Raw genomic sequence first — 3,184 nt, 5'->3', positions numbered from 1 at the left:
ATTCTGAATGAACGCGGCGTCCTTAAGTTTTTCGCGAGCAAGCTCGCTCCTACAAATGCCTTAACTGACTGGCATTAGGGCAGGCCTCGCTCCTACACGGTGATTGGCGTCACGCCGTCGGCGGTTTCGCCAATTCAATCCCCGCGGCGCTCAGTCGCTTGAGAATTTCGAACAGCAGCTCGCTTTTGATCGCGCCCACCGTGCGCGGGCTGTTGACGTAACCGGTGACGGTCAAGGTAATGCCTTCAGGCTTGAGCTGGCTGAAACGCACGAAGGGCGCCGGTTTTTCCAGAATGGTCTCCTGCTCGCAATAGGTGTCGTACAGCAGGCTGCGCACTTGTTCCGGGTCGATATCCAGCGGGAACGTCAGTTCCAGCGTCGCCACCCCTTGGGCACTGCCACCGAGGGTCACGTTGCGCAGGTTTTGCGAGATCAGCTGCGAGTTGGGCACGATCACGATTGAGCGGTCGGCCAGTTGTATTTCAGTGGCGCGCACATTGATTCGGCGGATGTCGCCCTCGACCCCGCTGATACTGATCAGGTCGCCGACTTTCACCGGGCGCTCGGTCAGCAAGATGATGCCGGAGACGAAGTTCTTGACGATCTCCTGCAAGCCAAAGCCGATCCCCACCGACAGGGCGCTGACAATCCACGCCAGATTGGTCCATTGGACCCCCAGCGAAGACAGCATCAGCAAAATCACCAGGGCGTAGCCGATGTTGGAGAACAGGGTGCTGAGCGAAGCACACATGCCTGGGTCCATTTCGGTTTTCGGCAGGAATTCGTTGTCCAGCCAGCGGCGCAATGAACGAATCAGGTAGACGCCGATGATCACGGCCAGCACGGCGTGCAGCAGGTTGGCCGGAACGATGTTGAATGTGCGCAGGCCATCACCGCCGAGAATCGCCAGGATGTTTGTGGCCAATTGGCTAAGTGTCGAGCCTACGCCTCCCACCACCAACGTGATCAACGCAATCAGCAACAGTGCTGCTCGACTGACGCCGGACAGCAGGATGGAAATCTGCTCCAGGCGCGTGTCGCCGATGCCCAGCAACTGTTTCAGGCCCTTGCCAGTGGAATGGCGGGCTGAAAACAAGTGTTCACAGCCGTCCTTGACCAGCTGTATCAACAGGTAGAAGCCGGCGAAGACGATATAAAACCAGACCAGTTCGTAGGTGATGAAGCGCGATAGCGATATGTAGCCAATGAGCAAAGCCAGCAGGGAAATCACAACCGCAATGCTCGCGAACGAATAGATCAAGCCTGCGACCGTACGCCCGGCCTCGGGTGAGGTGCCGGCCAGGACCATTTTCCGTCGAGCTTTGCTGACGTGCAGTAACAGCGTGGCGATCAGGCCCGTGACGATAAGCGCGACGAAGCCTCTGACGGAAATCACCATCTCGGCGCTCATGCCGGTGGCGTTGGTTATCTGCGCCAGCGACACCAGGACCAGCAGCGTGCCAGCCAGTCGGATGGGGTAAGGTTTGATTGCCAGGGCAACCTCGTCGGAAATCGCCGGCAATCGCCACGAGGGGTGCTGGGTGGATAGCAGCGCACGGCTCAGGCCGGTAATCAGCACGCAGGTATATACGATCTTTTCGAAATCCTGGGAAAAGCCCGCCAGTTGCGGCGTCAATGGCAGTTCGCGGGTGACGGCGAAAAACAGCAACTGCAAGGCAACCCAGGCGGCCAATATCGTTGCCACGACCGAGGCCAGGGCCAGGCTGCTGCGCCGCAGGCGGCCTTCGGGCATGTGATGAATGCACACCCAGGTCAGCCAGCGCTCGGCAAAACGACGCCCCACGATCCAGAAAAACAGCGACAGGGCCAGCAAAATGCTCGTGAGCATTCGCTGGCCCGGTTGCCAACTGGCGGCGAGCGAGGCGCCAATCTGCTGGATGAACGCGTTGAATTTTTGCCGGTCATCCAGTGGTGGGTCGAGCAACGGAGCCCAGAACCAGGGATTAAGCACGCTGCGAGTTTGCTGGGTGACTTCGGTTTCCAAAAGGCTGCGGCGGATGGCGGCGATCTGGGTCAGCAGTTCAGCGGCGCTGGCTTTGAGGGTGGTCAGTGTTTTCAGTTTGGAGTCGATTCGGTTTTTTTGCTCGGTCAGATCGGCCCTTTGGCTGGCGATATCGGCTTTTTCAAGCCCGGCATCGGCCAGCGGTGCGGGTGCCAGTACACCCAGTTGCGCCTGCAATTGAGCTTGTTCGGGCATGAGCAGGGTGGTGAGCCGGTCGACCTCGCGGACAAGGGCCTGAACCAGATCCTGCGGGCCTTCCAGCTGGCTGTAGTTGTTGGCCAGGGAGACTTGCTGTTTGAGGCTGCTCAGTTGGTTCATCAACGCTTCAAGATCGCCTTCTGAGACGTTGGCTGGCGCAGGTATTGTGCGGGAGGAAGAGGGTTCGAGAGGTTGGGCTGCCAACAGCATCCCGACATTCGCGCCCAATAGCGTGAAAGCGATGAGAATCACGAATCGAAAGGCATTGCGCATAGGCGTGCTCGGGGGATTGTTTGTCACTCAGCCTATGAGGTTAGGTCATGACGGGCACGATGGAGGTTTTTTGGTCGGATGTGGCTGGCGATTTCTGCGGATACCTTCAATTCCTGTAGGAGCGGGCTTGCTCGCGAAGGCGGCCTGCCAGCCGACCTGAACTCTGCGGATATCCCCAATCCCTGTGGGAGCTGGCTTGCCAGCGATGGCGGCCTGACAGCCGACCGAGATCTTTGATTGAGTACATATCCATTTCTGCGGTAAAGGCCGCTTATGGTTTCGCCCTTACGGCGAGTCCCTTTGGCAAACGCCCCAAAGGAACCAAAGGTCTCGCCCCGAACGTACGGCCCCTCGCCAAGGCTCGGGGTTCCTTCGCTCCGGCATCCATCCGGGGGCATCGCCCTCCGGTTGGCTTCGCTGGCACCTACATGCGATGAGTTCGACTACGTCGAACGGCGCTGCACGCCAATCCCCGGTTGAATACCTCCACTCAGCCTGCCGAGGGGGCGGGTGGATCAAGATCAAAAGCTGCAGGCGAGCTGACACTCGGCCTGTTGAGTGGCGGGGGTGTAAGCAGATCAACTGTAGGAGCCGGCTTGCTGGCGATGGCGTCCTCACAAAGGTAGAAGAAACGTCAGGCTTTGCTCGATGCGACCTTGAGCAGCTGTTTCAAAAATCTGTGGTGTAAAT

At 58.8% G+C, this 3,184-nt stretch carries 1 protein-coding gene; it reads right to left on the bottom strand.

Annotation, left to right across the window (positions count from 1 at the left end; all coding sequences use genetic code 11):
* Nucleotides 1–109: 109 nt before the first annotated feature.
* Nucleotides 110–2,494 carry a DUF3772 domain-containing protein gene (locus tag ACRESJ_RS10825; RefSeq protein WP_431757898.1) on the bottom strand — a complete coding sequence of 795 codons (2,385 nt, stop codon included), beginning with the start codon at nucleotides 2,492–2,494 and terminating at the stop codon, nucleotides 110–112.
* Nucleotides 2,495–3,184: the final 690 nt, after the last annotated feature.

Origin of the sequence: Pseudomonas sp. (genome assembly GCF_050739655.1) — a bacterium.
Lineage (GTDB): Bacteria > Pseudomonadota > Gammaproteobacteria > Pseudomonadales > Pseudomonadaceae > Aquipseudomonas.
This window is presented reverse-complemented; position numbering and strand designations above follow the sequence as displayed.